17 protein-coding genes are annotated in these 15,126 nt (G+C 67.6%); 9 read left to right on the top strand and 8 right to left on the bottom strand.

Annotated features, from left to right (window positions below):
- The first annotated feature begins 8 nt into the window (after positions 1 to 8).
- Genes KCTC_RS04475 through KCTC_RS04460 form a run of 4 tightly spaced genes read left to right on the top strand, consistent with a single transcriptional unit; the run spans position 9 to position 2,181 of the window.
- A complete protein-coding gene (locus tag KCTC_RS04475; protein ID WP_125567138.1) occupies positions 9 to 335 on the top strand; it encodes a hypothetical protein in 327 nt (108 codons plus the stop codon).
- A 10-nt stretch (positions 336 to 345) separates the two neighbouring features.
- Complete coding sequence (gene meaB, locus KCTC_RS04470; RefSeq protein WP_231998839.1) at positions 346 to 1,356, top strand: methylmalonyl Co-A mutase-associated GTPase MeaB; 1,011 nt, start codon at positions 346 to 348, stop codon at positions 1,354 to 1,356.
- Complete coding sequence (locus KCTC_RS04465) at positions 1,356 to 1,733, top strand: cytidine deaminase (protein WP_125567136.1); 378 nt, start codon at positions 1,356 to 1,358, stop codon at positions 1,731 to 1,733. Before meaB ends, KCTC_RS04465 begins: the two co-directional genes overlap by 1 nt.
- Positions 1,705 to 2,181 (top strand): SRPBCC family protein, encoded by a 477-nt coding sequence (locus KCTC_RS04460; protein ID WP_125567135.1) that lies wholly within the window; start codon positions 1,705 to 1,707, stop codon positions 2,179 to 2,181. Before KCTC_RS04465 ends, KCTC_RS04460 begins: the two co-directional genes overlap by 29 nt.
- Here KCTC_RS04460 and KCTC_RS04455 read toward each other — a convergent pair.
- From KCTC_RS04455 to KCTC_RS04445, 3 genes are read right to left on the bottom strand one after another with little or no spacing between them, the layout of a single operon-like run.
- A complete protein-coding gene (locus KCTC_RS04455; RefSeq protein ID WP_125567133.1) occupies positions 2,171 to 3,166 on the bottom strand; it encodes an aldo/keto reductase in 996 nt (331 codons plus the stop codon). The two genes, KCTC_RS04460 and KCTC_RS04455, sit on opposite strands and share 11 nt — an antisense overlap.
- Before the next feature lie 42 nt (positions 3,167 to 3,208).
- Complete coding sequence (locus KCTC_RS04450) at positions 3,209 to 3,604, bottom strand: PIN domain-containing protein (protein ID WP_125567131.1); 396 nt, start codon at positions 3,602 to 3,604, stop codon at positions 3,209 to 3,211.
- Entirely contained in the window at positions 3,574 to 3,837 is a 264-nt protein-coding gene (locus KCTC_RS04445; RefSeq protein ID WP_125567129.1) for a toxin-antitoxin system antitoxin subunit, read from the bottom strand. The genes KCTC_RS04450 and KCTC_RS04445 overlap by 31 nt, the downstream gene beginning before the upstream one ends.
- A 328-nt stretch (positions 3,838 to 4,165) precedes the next feature.
- Between KCTC_RS04445 and lpdA the strand changes: the two genes are divergently transcribed.
- The 3 genes from lpdA to KCTC_RS04430 all read left to right on the top strand — a co-directional run bounded on the left by lpdA (position 4,166) and on the right by KCTC_RS04430 (position 9,082).
- Complete coding sequence (gene lpdA, locus KCTC_RS04440; RefSeq protein ID WP_125567127.1) at positions 4,166 to 5,563, top strand: dihydrolipoyl dehydrogenase; 1,398 nt, start codon at positions 4,166 to 4,168, stop codon at positions 5,561 to 5,563.
- Positions 5,564 to 5,728: 165 nt separating this feature from the next.
- Positions 5,729 to 6,991: a PucR family transcriptional regulator gene (locus KCTC_RS04435; RefSeq protein WP_197715246.1), complete on the top strand. Its 1,263-nt coding sequence runs from the start codon at positions 5,729 to 5,731 to the stop codon at positions 6,989 to 6,991.
- A 78-nt stretch (positions 6,992 to 7,069) separates the two neighbouring features.
- Complete coding sequence (locus KCTC_RS04430; RefSeq protein WP_125567125.1) at positions 7,070 to 9,082, top strand: fatty acid desaturase; 2,013 nt, start codon at positions 7,070 to 7,072, stop codon at positions 9,080 to 9,082.
- A 20-nt stretch (positions 9,083 to 9,102) separates the two neighbouring features.
- On the opposite strand, the gene KCTC_RS04425 is transcribed toward KCTC_RS04430, so the two are convergent.
- Both KCTC_RS04425 and KCTC_RS04420 read right to left on the bottom strand, forming a co-directional pair.
- A complete protein-coding gene (locus KCTC_RS04425; RefSeq protein WP_125567123.1) occupies positions 9,103 to 10,623 on the bottom strand; it encodes a glycerol-3-phosphate dehydrogenase/oxidase in 1,521 nt (506 codons plus the stop codon).
- A complete protein-coding gene (locus KCTC_RS04420; RefSeq protein ID WP_125567121.1) occupies positions 10,620 to 11,201 on the bottom strand; it encodes a TetR/AcrR family transcriptional regulator in 582 nt (193 codons plus the stop codon). Before KCTC_RS04420 ends, KCTC_RS04425 begins: the two co-directional genes overlap by 4 nt.
- A 17-nt stretch (positions 11,202 to 11,218) precedes the next feature.
- On the opposite strand from KCTC_RS04420, the gene KCTC_RS04415 reads away from it, so the two are divergent.
- Together KCTC_RS04415 and KCTC_RS04410 are read left to right on the top strand one after the other, a co-directional pair.
- Entirely contained in the window at positions 11,219 to 12,781 is a 1,563-nt protein-coding gene (locus KCTC_RS04415) for an FAD-binding oxidoreductase (RefSeq protein WP_164512476.1), read from the top strand.
- Positions 12,778 to 13,677: a diacylglycerol/lipid kinase family protein gene (locus KCTC_RS04410; protein ID WP_231998838.1), complete on the top strand. Its 900-nt coding sequence runs from the start codon at positions 12,778 to 12,780 to the stop codon at positions 13,675 to 13,677. Before KCTC_RS04415 ends, KCTC_RS04410 begins: the two co-directional genes overlap by 4 nt.
- A 9-nt stretch (positions 13,678 to 13,686) precedes the next feature.
- Here KCTC_RS04410 and KCTC_RS04405 read toward each other — a convergent pair whose 3' ends face one another.
- The 3 genes from KCTC_RS04405 to KCTC_RS04395 are packed head-to-tail and all read right to left on the bottom strand — an operon-like array spanning position 13,687 to position 15,121.
- Positions 13,687 to 14,091 (bottom strand): arsenate reductase ArsC, encoded by a 405-nt coding sequence (locus tag KCTC_RS04405; RefSeq protein ID WP_125567117.1) that lies wholly within the window; start codon positions 14,089 to 14,091, stop codon positions 13,687 to 13,689.
- Complete coding sequence (locus KCTC_RS04400) at positions 14,088 to 14,768, bottom strand: aquaporin (protein ID WP_125567115.1); 681 nt, start codon at positions 14,766 to 14,768, stop codon at positions 14,088 to 14,090. Before KCTC_RS04400 ends, KCTC_RS04405 begins: the two co-directional genes overlap by 4 nt.
- Positions 14,765 to 15,121: an ArsR/SmtB family transcription factor gene (locus KCTC_RS04395; RefSeq protein ID WP_125567113.1), complete on the bottom strand. Its 357-nt coding sequence runs from the start codon at positions 15,119 to 15,121 to the stop codon at positions 14,765 to 14,767. Before KCTC_RS04395 ends, KCTC_RS04400 begins: the two co-directional genes overlap by 4 nt.
- Between the last annotated feature and the right edge of the window lie 5 nt (positions 15,122 to 15,126).

Genomic DNA, 15,126 nt, shown 5'->3' with positions numbered 1-15,126 from the left:
CTTGGTCCATGTTCTACGTGGCTTCATCGGGGAAGTCCACCGAGGTGGCGATCCGGGTACCGGTCTGGCGGGTCAAGCGCACGTACGCGCCCGCCGGAGCGATCCACGCCTGCGCAGAGGGCTCGCACGAAGCCGCCTGCGGTGTCCCGCTGTCGATGCTGATCCTGTGGCCAGAGCACGATTACGCGAGCCACGAATTCCCCCACGGATGCCCCAACTGCGCTGTAGCGCTCGCCCGAGGCGCTCAGTCGCCCACGGCTCCTGAAGGATTCTTCATCCCCGGCACCCGCCGTGCCGCGGACGACCTGACGGGCGACCGCCGCGCTGGTCGGTAGCCTGTCTGGCGTGAACGCGAGGCCTCTCGACACCGAGCCGGTGAAAGACGTGGTGGCCGCGCTCGTCGACGGAGTGCTCGCCGGCCAGCGGGCGACCGTCTCCCGCGCGATCACCCTGGTCGAGTCCAAGAAGCCGGCTCACCGGGCTCAGGCACGCGAGTTGTTGGCTGCCTTGACGCCGCACGCCGGGGGAGCGATCCGGGTCGGCATCTCGGGAGTTCCCGGGGTTGGCAAGTCGACGACGATCGAGGCGCTGGGCACGAATCTGACCGCCGCCGGCCATCGAGTCGCAGTGCTGGCGGTCGACCCGTCCTCGGTGCGTACCGGTGGCTCGGTGCTGGGTGACAAGACCCGGATGGCGCAGCTCAGCGTCGATCCGAATGCCTACATCCGTCCGTCGCCCTCAGGGGGGACCCTCGGTGGCGTCGCACGTGCCACTGCCCAGGCGATGACCATCGTGGAGGCGGCTGGCTATGACGTCGTCCTGGTCGAGACCGTGGGTGTCGGCCAGTCCGAGGTCACCGTGGCGAGCATGGTCGACACCTTCCTGTTCCTCACGATCGCCCGCACCGGCGATCAGCTTCAGGGCATCAAGAAAGGCATCCTCGAGATCGCCGATGTGGTTGCGGTGAACAAGGCCGATGACGGAGACCAGGAGATCGCCGCGCGTGCGGCCGCCCGCGAACTCGCGGGCGCCCTGCGTCTGGTCCGGGGCACGGCTGGGGCGCCGCCGGTCGTCACCTACTCCGGTCTGCACCACAAGGGCCTCGACGTGGTGTGGCACGAGATCGAGCAGCACCGCGATCGGCTCGGCGCCGACGGACTCGCCCGCAAACGTGCCGAGCAGCAGCTGGACTTCACCTGGGCGCTGGTGCGTGAGGAACTGGAGGAACGTCTGCAGCACTCCGCGGGCGTCCGTGCGATCCGCGACGCGGTCAAGGCTCAGGTGCTGGCCGGCGACCTGCAGGCGCCGGCTGCGGCCGACCAGATCCTCGCGGCGTACGACGGCACCGACGTCTGATGTGGGAGCGATTGCGGTCCGCGGCGCTGGATGTCGCTGCGCTCGCGTACGCGCCCTATTCGAACTTTGCCGTCGGAGCTGCCGGGCTGGTGGACGACGGCCGGATCGTGACCGGGTGCAACGTCGAGAACGCGTCGTACGGCCTCACCCTGTGTGCTGAGTGCGGTCTCGTCTCGGCCCTGCACGCCTCCGGTGGCGGCCGGCTGACCCACGTCATCTGTGTCAACGGGGCCGGCGAGGTGCTGATGCCCTGCGGACGCTGCCGACAACTGCTCTGGGAGCACGGCGGCGCGGCGCTTCAGGTGATGACGCCGACCGGACTGAAGCCGATGAGCGAGATCCTTCCCGATGCCTTCGACGCCGCCGACCTTGGCTGACCGGTCGTTCCGGTTCGTCGACTCGTGGGAGGTCGACGGCTCACCTGAGCTCGTACGCGACGTGCTCGTCGATCTGGAGCGCTATCCGGAATGGTGGTCCGAGGTCCGCGCGGTGGCGAAGGTGAGCGACGACGACGCGATCGTGCTGTGCCGGGCGCGGTTGCCGTACACGCTCGAGATGCACCTGCATGCGGTCTGCCGTGAGCTGCCGACGGTGAAGGTCGACATCGCCGGTGACCTCGAGGGTTGGGCCCAGTGGACCTTGGTGTCGACGGGCTCGGCCGACGAGCCGCGTACGCGTCTCGACTTCGCGCAGGAGGTCGACCTGATGACAGTGCCGAACTGGATCGTCTCCGCAGGCAGGCCGATGCTGACCTGGAACCATCGCCGGATGATGGCGGGTGCGCGGATCGGCCTCGCTCGGCGGCTCGCGGACCTCAGACGTTGACGTTGCTGAGATCGCCGTACCGAAGGCCCGCGACCTCGTCGGCCGGCACAGCCGCGGCGATCGCGGCAGCCTCCGAGGCGTCCAGGGTCACCTCGATCGCTCCGACGTTCTCCTCGAGGTACTTCACCCGCTTGGTCCCCGGGATCGGTGCCACGTCGTCACCCTGAGCCAGCACCCAGGCGAGCGCGAGCTGGCCCGACGTACACCCCCGGTGCTCGGCCAATCCCCGCAGCCGGCCGGCCAGTGCCAGGTTGGTGTCGAGGTTCTCGCCGCTGTATCTCGGGAAGTACGCGCTGCCGCGTACCTCTCCCGGCCCTGCCAGACCATCCGCCGTCATCGCGCCGGTGAGGATGCCGCGGCCCAGGGGCGAGTACGGCACGAGCCCGATGCCGAGCTCGCGAAGCGTCGGCAGGATCTCGCTCTCGAGGTCGCGGGTGAACAGTGAGTACTCCGTCTGCAGGGCGGTGATCGGGTGCACCGCGTGGGCACGACGGATCGTCTGCGCGGAGGCCTCCGACAGGCCCAGGTGGCGTACCTTGCCGGCGTCGACCAGCTCCTTCATCGCGCCGACGGTCTCCTCGATCGGGACGCTCTGGTCGACACGGTGCTGGTAGTAGAGATCGATGTGGTCGACGCCGAGGCGTTGCAGGGACGCGTCACAAGCGGAGCGTACGTACTCCGGGCGACCGTTGATGCCGACGCGGCTCCCGTCGGGCCGACGTTCGTTGCCGAACTTGGTGGCCACCTGGACCTCGTCGCGGCGACCCGCAATCGCCCTCCCGACCAGCATCTCGTTGGTGAACGGGCCGTACATGTCGGCGGTGTCCAGGAACGTGACGCCGAGGTCGAGAGCCCGGTGGATCGTGGCGATGCCGCCTGCTTCGTCGGGTGTCCCGTAGAACTCGGACATGCCCATGCAGCCCAGGCCGATCGCCGAGACGGTGAGCGGGGACGCCGTGCCGAGGGTGCGCTGAGGAATGGTCATGGCAACAGCCTGATGCCTGTGGCCGTCAGGTCAAGGGCCACGTCAGATCGTGATGATCGGCAGCGTTGGATCCACCGCCCGGATGTCATCCGGATCACTGGTCACCACCCGATGGCCGCGCTCGCGGGCATGGAGTGCAACGTGGACGTCGATCACATCGGTGTGCCCGCAGGCGCCCGACAGTCCGCCGACGCGTCGGGCACTCGGCTGGCCGTAGAGCGGAGTGACGACGCCGGGTGCGGCGAGGAACTGACCGAGTCGCGCCGAGCGAGCTCCGCCCCGCCATGCCTGGGCGATGACTTCAGGGAGCACATGCACCTCACCGCCGCGGGCGAAGCAGCGCTCCACGATCACTCGCACGGACTCAGAGCCACGATCGATGCCAATCAGGGCGCCCGCGTCCAGCGTCAGGCCTTCGCTGTGCGTTGGGCTGCCCATTCGGCATCCGTTCGGTCGAGTTCGGCTTCGGCCCAGGCGTAGACCTCGTCACTGGGCCTGCCGAGTTCGGCATCCCACGCGGCCAGAAGCTCTCCGAGAGGCACCCCGTGTTGCTTCTCGGAGATCGCGTCGGCGACGTACGCCGAGACTGACGCGGCCTGTCCGGCGGCGACCGCTTGCTGGGCCTTGTGGACGATCTCGTCCGGAAGGCTGACGGTGATCCTGATCGTCATACTCCAATCATACGTGCGAGGAGGCCACTCTCGCGTGGCTCAGCGCGACTCGCATGAGCCGGACGTCTGCGCTGTGGAATGCGAGGGCCAGATCGTCGGTGTGGACGAGAAGTGGCAGTTCCGAGGTCCCCTCTGGAGATCCGTTTGCATCCCGGCGACCGCGGCAGATCCGGCTCAGGCGCGCGCGCTCAACTCAGCTGCTCGAGCCCAGTCCGTGTGCATCCAGGCGATCCACGTGGCCACCGATGAGGACAGATATCCGATCCCGATCGTTTCAGTGCTGAACCGCTCTGCGTAACCCGACTGCGGGCGCACTACGCTGGCTCCCGTGACCCATTTCGACGTTCTCGTACTCGGTGCTGGCCCTGGTGGCTACGTCGCCGCCATCCGCGCAGCCCAGCTCGGCAAGTCCGTTGCCGTGGTCGAGGACAAGTACTGGGGTGGTGTCTGCCTCAACGTCGGTTGCATTCCGTCCAAGGCCCTGCTGAAGAACGCCGAGCTGGCGCACACGCTCAAGCATGACAAGGCCAAGTACGGCATCGAGGGTGACGCAACGATGTCGTACGGCCCGACGTGGGAGCGCTCGCGCGCGGTCTCGGCGGGCATCGTCAAGGGCGTCCACTTCCTGATGAAGAAGAACAAGATCACCGAGATCGACGGCTGGGGCACGCTGACCTCGCCGACCTCGATCTCGGTCGCGAAGGATGGTGCCAACACTGAGCACACCTTCGACAACCTGATCATCGCCACCGGCGCGACCGTCCGCTCGGTCCCGGGTGTGGTGCCGAACGGCCAGAACATCGTCACCTACGAGGAGCAGATCCTCGACTCGAACCTGCCGAAGTCGATGATCATCGGCGGCTCCGGAGCGATCGGCGTCGAGTTCGCGTACGTCATGCAGAACTTCGGGGTCGACGTCACCATCGTCGAGTACGCGGACCGGATGGTCCCGACCGAGGATGCCGACGTCTCCAAGGAACTGTTGCGTCACTACAAGAAGTTGGGCGTCAACGTCCTTCTCTCCACCGCTGTCAAGGGTGCCGTCGACGCCGGTTCGGGCGTTGAGGTCACCGTCGCCCCGTCCGCCGGTGGTGAGGAGACCGTCCTCAAGGCCGACAAGATGCTCGCTGCCTTCGGCTTCGCGCCGCGACTGGCCGGGTACGGCCTCGAGGCGACCGGCGTCGCGACCACTGACCGCGGCGCGATCAAGGTTGACGACTTCGGCCGCACCAACGTCCCGAACGTCTACGCCATTGGCGACGTCACTGGTCTGATGATGCTCGCGCACGTCGCCGAGGCCCAGGGTGTCGTCGTCTCCGAGACCATCGCCGGCGTCGAGACGATGCCGGTCGAGATCGACTTCATCCCGCGCGCCACCTACTGTCACCCGCAGATCGCTTCCTTCGGCTACAGCGAGCAGCAGGCCAAGGACAAGGGCTACGACGTGAAGACCGCGACATTCCCGTTCTCCGCGAACGGCAAGGCCATGGGCCTCGGCGAGCCGGTCGGCTTCGTCAAGATCATCGCGGACGCGAAGTACAACGAGATCATCGGCGCCGCGATGATCGGCCCCGACGTGACCGAACTCCTGCCGGTGCTCACGCTGGCGCAGAAGTGGGACCTCACCGCCGACGAGGTCTCCCGCAACGTCTTCGCGCACCCGACCCTGGGTGAGTCCGTGAAGGAAGCCGTGGAGGGCATCGTCGGCCACATGATCAACCTCTGACGCCCTCGGCGGCGCGTTCGCTGCGTTGTTCTTCGGTCGCGGGCCCTCGAGGCCGCTTCCCTCCGGCTCCTGCCAGCCGCGCACGTCAGAACGTCACAAGCGGCTGACGAGTCATCGGATGATCGTGAGTGTCGAGTTGCTCTGCGCCCTCGATAGTCTCTCGAGATGGATGTAGGTGAGTCGGCAGAGTTGCCCGAGTCCTTGGTGATGGAGATGCGCCGGACTGCCGCTGAGCTTCTGGGGGACGTGTCTTCGTACGCCGATGCGATGCTCGACTACATCCTCGAACGCATTCCGGAGGCCAGTGCCGATGACGACCTCCGCGGCCTGACGCTCGGATCGTGCTCGTCGAACCTCGAGGCAGCACTCTCAATGGTGCGGCACGGTATCGATGTGAGCGCCGCGACAGCGCCAGTCACCGCTCTTGAGCATGCCCGCGCCATGGCGGGCCGCGGCTACAGCGTCGATGTGATGCTGCGCTTCTACCGAATCGGTCACGCCTACTTCAGCGAGCGAATCGTGGCCGCAATCGCCGACGTGGTGTCCGATCCGGCCCTCGCCCTCGCGGTCGTGGCCACCATGCAACGGTTCGCCTTTGCCTACACCGACCGCATCTCCAGCGAGGTCGCCGCCGAGTACGTGGCCGAGCTTGACCGCATTCAGAACCGAGTCCGTGCGGCGCGGACCGATGCGGTCCGTGGGCTGATCCGGGGCGACAAGATCGACCTGGCGCGCGCCGAGCGCACCCTGTCCCATCGGCTCACCGGATGGCAGACGGCGTTCGTCTGCTGGACCGATCGCGACGACACCGACCTCACGCGGGTTGGGACTGCCGTCAGTGCCCACCTCGGTTCGCCCCATCCCTTGCTCGTCGCAGACGGCGCCCGTGCGCTATGGGGCTGGGTCTCCACGACCCGTGCTCCCGTAGTGGCATCAGCTGACCTCGCGACATTGACCGAACAGATCCCCAAGACGGTCCACATCTCCATCGGCACTCCGGCGCAGGGCCCGGACGGCTTCCGTGACTCCCACGCTCAGGCCCAACGTGGCCGGCGGGTGATGGAGATCTCGGGGCAGGCAGTTCAAGTCACGTCGTACGCCGACGTCGCCCTGGTGGACGCGATGAGCCGCGACGTGGACCTTGCCCGCTCGTTCGTCGTGTCCGAACTCGGGGCCCTGGCGGTCCAGGGGCGCCGCGAGGACGAGGAACGACGCGCGCTGTTGGCGGTGCTCGACGCACAAGGAGGGCTGGCAGCAGCGGCTGAGGAGCTTGGCGTCCACCGCAACACCGTCCTGCAGCGCGTACGCCGTGCTGAGGAACGTCGTGGGCGGCCCGCCACGGACCGTGTCGCGGAGTTGCACGCGGCGCTTCGGCTGGTCCAGGTGCTCGGCTCCGTGGTGCTCACCTCGGAACCCGACCGAACCTGACCAGCATGTGCTGCGCGCACATCGACGTGGGCGCGGCACCACTGGTGGGATTGGTTCGCCATTCATATCTTGAATGTCATGTCAGCAACGACAAGGCAGCCCGCGCCAGTAGCCACTCGTCATGCGCTTCCTGACCCCGGCGAAGAGGTCCCGACGATCTCGTGGCCCATCGTCGGGATCTTCTCCGGAGCGCTCGCGGCCTTTGCGTTCTCCAGTTGGGCGGCGCTGGCCCATCGGCTGCCAGGGGCGGCGACCATCGCGCTCAGCGCGACCGCGATCTTCGTGCTGTTCACCGTGGTGCACGACGCCGCTCACTATTCGATCAGCACCCACCGCTGGGTGAACGTGGCCTTCGGACGAGTCGCGATGCTCTTCGTCTCGCCGCTGATCTCGTTCAGGTCGTTCGCGTTCATCCACATCGAGCACCATCGCAACACCAACGACGACGACGGGAGCGATCCCGACCATTTCGTGAGCGGCGCTCCTTGGTGGCAGCTTCCGGTTCGTTTTCCACTCATGGACGTGCCGTACCTGACGTTCCTGGTGCGCAACGTCAAGCGCCGACCCCGCGGAGAGGTGTTGGAGACCGCGTTCCTGCTTGTGGTGAGCATCGCACTGATCGTCACCTCAGCCTTCACCGGACACCTCTGGATGCTGGCTGTGGTCTACCTGATCCCCGAGCGCGTCGCGATGTTCGTCCTGGCGTGGTGGTTCGACTGGTTGCCGCACCACGACCTCGAGGACACCCAGCAGGAGAACCGCTACCGCGCGACGCGCAACCGCGTGGGCTCTGAATGGATCCTCACGCCCCTGTTGCTTTCGCAGAACTACCACCTCGTCCACCACCTGCACCCCTCGATTCCCTTCCACCGCTACGTCGCGGCGTGGAAGCGCAACGAGGACGCCTACCTTGAGCGGGACGCCGCGATCGGCACCGTGTTCGGCCAGCAGCTGGATCCGAGTGAGTACCGCGAGTGGAAGATGCTGAACGGCAAACTGGCCCGTCTCCTGCCCATCCGGATGCCGAAGCGCTCCTCCGTCCGCGCGGCCGTGTTCCACACTGTCCCGATCGCCAGCGTCGACCGGTTGACTGACGACAGCGTGCTGATCCAGTTCGACGTGCCCGATGAGTTGCGCGACCAGTTCTCCTTCGAGCCCGGTCAGCACATCACCGTCCGTACGGACCTCGGCGGCGAGGGTGTCCGGCGCAACTACTCCGTCTGTTCATCGGCTGTCTCGGACACGCTGGCGATCGCCGTCAAGCACATTCCGGGCGGAGCCTTCTCCACCCATGCGATGGAGCACCTGCGTGCCGGCGACACGCTCGAACTGATGACCCCGACGGGTTCATTTGGCACGCCACTCGACGCCTTGGCGAGGAGGACGTACGTCGCGATGGTGGCCGGCAGCGGCATCACTCCCGCGTTGTCGATCGTCCAGACCACCCTCGCGGTGGAGACGGAGAGTCGCTTCACCTTGATCTATGGCAACCGGGACGCCGACAGCACGATGTTCCGTGAGGAACTCGAGGACCTGGAGGCGCGGTACGCCGATCGGCTCCGGATCATCCACGTTCGCTCCCGCGATCCGCGACACCCCGCAGATCTGCGCGGGCGCGTCGACAGTGCCAAACTCGCGACGTGGCTCGAGGTCGATCTGGCGATCGACTCTGTCGACGAATGGTTCCTGTGCGGCCCGGTTGAGATGGTGACCGACCTGCGTGACCTGCTCCTCGAGCACGGCGCGGAATCAGGCCGGGTTCACGTGGAGCTCTTCCACGGCTTCCAGCAGCGCAGGGTCACCGACGATTTCACCGCAGCGACCGTGAACATCGGCCTGCGGGGTCGCCAGCGCGAGGTCGATCTCGCGGCGGGGGACACGGTCCTCGAAGCCGCCCTGAAGGCCGGCCTCGATGCGCCGTACGCCTGCCTCGGCGGAGCCTGCGGCACCTGCAAGGCGAAGGTGTTGATGGGGTCGGCGACGATGGAACAGAACTTCGCCCTGCCATCGGCCGCTGTGGACGCCGGGTACGTCCTCACGTGCCAATCGCACCCGACCACACCGACGTTGTCTGTGGACTACGACGCCTGACGCTGGCTTCGGGCGACGCGTCAGAGGCGGGCGGCGGCGCAGATCTCCAGTGCCCGCTCCGCCATCGGGACGGCCGCCTCGCGGTCGGACGGGACGAGGCCGACCCTGGTCCGACGGTCGAGGAGATCGTCCACGTCGGCGGCGCCTTCATGGGTGACCGCGAAGATGAGTTCTGCCAGCGTGACGCCCTGCGGGCCGGCGTCAAGCAGTTCGGCTTCGTCCAGACCGCTGACTTCGACCGCGTTCGACAGGACGAGGCCGGCGTCCGTGCCGAACCGGCGTACGAGTCGCTCCGGTGCGTCGAGCCGTGCCAATTCGTCCCGGCGTGCGGCACCCAGCAGGCCGAGCGTCCGGGTCCGGCACGGTGCGGTCGTCAGTTCGGCGGCATCGACGGCGTCCTCGGCCATCTGCCGGTAGGTGGTGAGCTTCCCGCCGACGATGGTGATCACCCCGGTCGGCGAGGTGAGGACCGCGTGCTTGCGCGACAGGTCCGCCGTTGAGCCATCGGCGTCCAGCAGCGGTCGCAGCCCGGCGTACGTCCCGATGATGTCGGCGGGTCGGATCGGCTCGTCCAGTGCGGCACTGATGACGTCGAGCAGGAAGCTGATCTCATCGGGGCTTCCCTGGGGTACGTCCGGGATCTCGCCGTCGGTCTCCTCGTCGGTGAGCCCGACATAGATGGTGCCGTCGGGCTGGGGGAGGGCGAAGACGAAGCGGCTGGTCGTCCCCGGCACTGGCATGGTCAGAGCGGCGGACAGCCCGGGCAGCGTGGAACTGCGCAGGACCAGATGGGTGCCGCGAGAGGGCTTCAGCTTGACGTCCTCGACGAGCGAACCGGCCCAGACGCCGGTGGCGTTGATCACCGCGCGAGCGGTCACATGATGCTCGGCCCCGGTGAGTTTGTCACGCAGGACGGCACTGGTGCCGGTCGCGCTGACGACGCGCGCTCGCGTACGCACCTCCGCGCCGTGCGCGGCCGCCGTACGGGCGAGGCAGGTCACGAAACGGGCGTCGTCCTCGAGTTGGCCGTCCCAGCTCAACAGGCCGCCGCGGAGGCCTTCGGTGCGCATGAACGGAGCGAACCGCAGCGCCTCGTCCCGGGAGATTCGTCGCGGGCGGGGAAGCGTCTTCACGCTGGTGCGAGCGGTGATCCGAAGCAGGTTCCCGGCCTTGAAGCCGACGTACGCGAGTGCCGCCTGGGTGAACGAGACGCTCGACATCAGCGGCAGCAGCATGGGCATCGGGTGGGAGAGGTGGGGTGCCGTCGTCTCCATGAGGATGCCCCGTTCGACGGCACTCTCGTGAGCGACGCCGACCTGTCCGTGGGCGAGGTACCGCAGGCCTCCGTGCACCAACTTGCTCGACCAGCGCGACGTACCGAACGCAATGTCGTGCGCATCAACGGCCAGTACCGTGAGGCCGCGGGTGGCGGCATCGAGTGCCACGCCGGCCCCCGTCACGCCAAGGCCGATGACCAGCAAGTCGACGGTGGCGGGCGCGTCGGCCAGGCCCGGCCGTACGCGATGAATGGTGGTCGTCATGGTGCGAGGTACCTCCGGACGAGGGTGGTGAGTTCGGTGTCGAAGTCGACCTGGGTGAGCCGGTCGCCGTGCATCGTGCTGGCGGAGATCGCGAAGCCATGGGCCGCGAGCATCAGGGAGCGGGCGATGAGCAGAGGATTCCCGGCCCGGACCTGCTGGAGTCGCTGAGCCGTCTCGATCCGGCCGGCGAGAAGATCGATCACGACATCTTGCGAGCGGCCGCGCCGGTCGATCAGATAGGGCAACAGCTGTTCGGGGTCGACCTCGATGATCCGGCGGAACAGTTCGTCGCTGCGCAGCGCGGAGACCGCCGCGGTGAACTTGCGTGCGAACACGCCGGGCACATCGTCCTCGTCGATCTCCCGCGTCGCGACGACTCCGGCGATCTGTGCAGTCCATTCACGCGTCATCAGGTCGGCGAGGATCGACTGCATGTCCGGGTACGCCCGATACACGGTCATCCGCGACACGCCGGCCCGCCGAGCCACGTCGGTCAGGGTCGCCCGCTTCCAGCCGACGCTCAGGATCACCTCGCGAGCGGCGTCCAGGAATCGATCACTGTTACGATCGGACGTCATGTGTCACACTGTAACGCATGAGCCAGGAAATGCATCCACAGCGTTGGGGTAGCCCGTCACACGCAGCACCGCTTCCGGAGTCGACCCAGGGGCTGGTCGAGTTCGCGTTCGGCGCGTTCAGTACGCCCGCGCTCGACATGGTCACGCTGCCGGACTCCGGACTCGACGAGGGCGCCCTTGCGGGTCTTCGCGGCCTCCTCGGCGCCGAGAACGTCCTGACCGACGACGAGACCCGCCGCCTCCGTACACGGGGCAAGTCGACGCCCGATCTGTTGAAGGCGCGGACCGGTGACCTCTCCGACGCTCCGGATGCCGTGGTCCGACCCGGCTCGCACGATGACGTCGTCAAGGTGCTGGCCTGGGCTGTCGAGCAGCACGTCGCCGTGGTGCCTTTCGGCGGCGGCACGTCCGTCACCGGTGGACTCGTCGCCCGGCGCGACGGATACGCCGGGCTGATCAGCCTCGACCTGATCCGCCTCAACCAACTCCTGAGCGTGGACCCGATCTCCATGACCGCGACCCTGCAGCCGGGCATGCGCGGCCCCGAGGCCGAGGCCGCCCTGGCTCAGCACGGGATGACGCTGGGGCACTTCCCGCAGTCCTTCGAGTTCGCCTCGATCGGTGGCTTCGCGGCCACCCGCAGCAGTGGTCAGAACAGCGCCGGTTTCGGCCGCTTCGACCAGATGGTCGTCGGTCTGCGGATGGCGACCCCGATCGGGGACCTGATCTCCGGTTCGTCGCCCCTCAACGCCGCCGGCCCCGACCTGCGTCAGGTGGCCATGGGATCCGAGGGCACCTTCGGCGTCATCACCGAGGTGACCGTCCGGGTCCGTGCGATCGCCACGGGGACGGCGTACGAGGCGTGGCGCTTCGACTCCTTCAGTAGTGGCCAGGACGCCATGCGTCATCTCGCGCAGAACCAGATCCTGCCCACGATCATCCGGCTGTCCGATGAGACCGAGACTGCCCTCAACCTGGCCAGCCAGACCGCCGTCGGGGCAGAGGCGCCGTCGGGCTGCCTGATGATCGTCGGGTACGAGGGTGCCTCGATCGACAACAAGCGCGCGGTCGTCACCCGTGCGCTGACCGCCCTGGGCGGGACGTCGCTGGGTGAGGAGCGAGGCAAGACCTGGCTCGAGGGCCGGTTCCACGCCCCGTACCTGCGCGACTCGATGCTCGACTCGGGTGTCCTGGTCGAGACCCTCGAGACGGCCACCTTCTGGTCCAACACGGACCGGCTCTACAGCAGTGTCAAGACCGCGCTCGGGACCAGCCTCGGCGAGGGCGCTCTCGTGCTCTGCCACGTCTCGCACGTCTACGAGACCGGCTGTTCGCTCTACTTCACCGTCGCTGCCAAGCAGGGTGACAACCCGCTGGAGCGCTGGCTGGCGGCGAAGGCCGCGGCGAGCGACGCGATGATCGAGTCGGGCGCGACGATCACCCATCACCACGCGGTCGGCACCGATCACAAGGCCTGGCTCGAGCGCGAGATCGGACCGGTTGGAGTGGCGATCCTGCGCGGGATCAAGGCCGCGGTCGACCCGACAGGCATCCTCAACCCCGGGGTCCTGATCCCGTGAGGTCCTTCTCGTTCCTCGTCAACCCGGTGTCGGGCGGCGGAGTCGCTCCGGCAGCCGCCATTCCGGTTGCACGACTCCTTCGTGACGCCGGTGCCGAGGTCGAAGTGATTGACTCGCCCGGCCCGGAGGCGACGTCGGAGCTGGTGAAGGCCGGAGTGGCCAGGGGCGACGTCATCGTCGCAGTCGGTGGGGACGGCATGCTCTCCTCGGTTGCCGGTCAGGTCTCGGAGGAGGGCGGGATCCTCGGGATGCTGCCGGCGGGACGTGGCAACGACTTCGCGCGAATGCTCCAGCTGTCCCACGATCCCGACGTCATTGCCCAGACCCTCCTCGAGGGCACCGAGACGTCCGTGGACCTGATCTCGGTGACCCTGCCCGGCTCCGACCGGCGCCTCGTCGCCGGCTCGCTGTACTCCGGTGTGGATGCGCTCGCCAGCGAGATCGTCGACCGGGTGCGATGGATGCCGTCCCGGCTTCAGTACCCGTACGCGGCGCTGCACTCCCTGGCCACGTACGTCCCGTGCTCGTTCACCGTCGTGGTCGACGGCGCGTCGCACTCCTTCGTCGGCTCGAACGTGGTGGTCGCCAACTCCGGCTACTACGGCAAGGGCATGCACATCGCCCCCGGTGCGTCCGTCACGGACGGAGTCCTCGACGTGGTGGTCATCGAGGCCGCCTCGCGCCGGGAGATGATGCGCGCGTTCCCCAAGGTGTACGACGGCCGGCACATCGCGCTCGACCAGGTGACTGTGCTGCGCGGCTCGAGGATCGAGATCAGCGGTACGCCCTCGGTGGCGATGGGAGCTGACGGCGAGGCCGTCGGTTGGCTCCCGACCACGGCAGAGGCTCCGGCGGTGGTCGAGGTGCTGCCCGGCGCGCTGACCATCCTCACCTGAGTCCGCGCGTCAGGCAGGTGCAATCTCGCTGATCAGGGCTTCGATGCGCGTACGGATCTCGTCCCGGATCGGTCGGACGGCGTCGATGCCCTGGCCGGCCGGGTCTTCGAGTTGCCAGTCCTCGTAGCGCTTGCCGGGGTACCAACGGCACTCGTCGCCGCAGCCCATCGTGATCACCACATCGGAGGCCTCGACAGCCTCGTCGGTGAGGACCTTGGGCTGGTTGCCGGCGATGTCGATGCCCTCTTCGGCCATCGCAGCGACGGCGACCGCGTTGATCTCGTTGCCTGGCTTCGACCCGGCCGACAGCACCTCTACCCGGTCGCCGGCCAGGTGCTGGAGGTAGCCGGCAGCCATCTGGGAGCGACCGGCGTTGTGGACGCAGACGAACAGGACGGTGGGCTTGGTGCTCATGAGGCCTCGGTCTCGGTCAGGTGCGGGTAGAGGAATCGGACGACGACGCAGCCGAGGCCGGCGCCGACGACCTGCATCGCGATGAACATCAGGACCGATGACGGTTCAATGCCCGAGAAGGTGTCGGAGAACATCCGGGCGATGGTCACCGCGGGGTTCGCGAAGCTGGTCGAGGACGTGAACCAGTACGCGGCGGTGATGTAAGCCCCGACGGCAAAGGCGATGGTCTGCGTACGCCCTGTGCGGATCGCTCCGAAGACAACCAGGATGAGTCCGAAGGTCGCCACCACCTCGCCCAGCCAGAGGTTGCCTGCCGATCGGGTGTGGGTCGACATCGAGATCGCGTCCAGATGGAACATCAGGTTCGCGACGATCGCTCCGAGCACCCCGCCGACGATCTGCGCCACGGCCAGCACGGCCGCGTCCGCCCAGCGCACCAGGCCGAGCACCGCTTCGACCAGGGTGACGACCGGGTTGAACGCCGCCGACACCGGCTGCAACGTCAGGATCAGTGCGACCAGCGCTGCCCCGGTGATGAGGCTGTTCTCCAGGAGTTCGAGGCCGACGGCGTTGGGGGAGAGTCGCGTGGCCGCGATGCCGGAGCCGACGACCGCCGCGACGAGGAACGCGGTGCCGATCAGTTCGGCGGCCGCCTTGCGGGCCAGATCGAGGTTCACAGGGTGTCTCCGAAGAGGTGCCCGAGGTCGGCCAGAGCCGTGCGGTTGAGCGAGTAGTACACCCAGACGCCGCGCTTGGACCGATTCAGCAGCCCCGAATCGTGCAGCACCTTCAAGTGGTGGCTGATGGTGGGCTGGGAGAGGTCGAACGCATCGTTGAGATCGCACACACAGGCCTCAGCGTCGGCGTGGGATGCGACCAGCGACAGGAGGCGCAGGCGTACGGGCTCGGCGATGGCCTTGAGCAGAGGTGCGATCCGCTCCGCCTGGTCCTGGGACAGCGGTTCGCGTACGACGGGGGAGCAGCACTCCAGCGCTTCGACCGGGGTCAACTCGAGGACGGACTTCGACATGCATC

The sequence above is a fragment of the Nocardioides baekrokdamisoli genome (assembly GCF_003945325.1).
Classification (GTDB): domain Bacteria; phylum Actinomycetota; class Actinomycetes; order Propionibacteriales; family Nocardioidaceae; genus Nocardioides; species Nocardioides baekrokdamisoli.
The sequence above is the reverse complement of the archived record's forward strand: the minus strand, read 5'-3'. Positions and strand labels throughout refer to the sequence as shown.